This is a genomic window from Arthrobacter sp. 10T419 (assembly GCF_056394105.1).
Genome location: NZ_JBFTHF010000037.1, coordinates 1 through 493, shown reverse-complemented (window position 1 = coordinate 493; position 493 = coordinate 1). Strand labels below are relative to the sequence as shown.

Sequence of the window (493 nt, the reverse complement as noted above, 5' to 3'; positions counted from 1 at the left end):
CGGTTGCCACCGCGATCCAGACCGAAGCCTCGCTGGCTTTCCTCGGTCTCGGCGATCCCAACGTCATGAGCTGGGGCACGATCATTGGCAGCGGGCGCGAACAAGTCGTGGACGCCTGGTACATCTGTGGCCTGCCCGGCTTTGCCATCGTGCTGACCGTGCTGGCATTCAACCTGCTCGGTGACGGTCTCAACGATGCCTTGAACCCCCACCTGCGCCAACGACGGAGCTGACGCCATGACGCTGCTCGATGTGCGCGCGCTGCGCACCACCTTCACCACCGCCAACGGCCCCGTCACCGCGCTGCACGACGTCTCGCTGCACATCGATCGCGGCGAGACGCTGGCGCTCGTTGGCGAAAGCGGCTCSGGCAARTCCGTGACGGCCTACTCGATCATGGGCCTGCTGCCACGCCGCACGGCAAGGATTGCGGGTGGACAGGCCTTATTTGAGGGCACGGACCTGTTGGCGCTGGACGCACGTGCGATGCAGG

General features: G+C 65.8%; 1 protein-coding gene and 1 pseudogene. Both read left to right on the top strand.

Annotation, left to right across the window (positions count from 1 at the left end; translation table 11 throughout):
• A pseudogene (locus tag AC1DBD_RS17760) lies at positions 1-233 on the top strand (ABC transporter permease); the annotation flags it as partial.
• Positions 234-237: 4 nt separating this feature from the next.
• Positions 238-493, top strand: a 256-nt coding sequence (locus AC1DBD_RS17755) for an ATP-binding cassette domain-containing protein (protein ID WP_476982709.1), incomplete at its 3' end; no start/stop codon positions are given.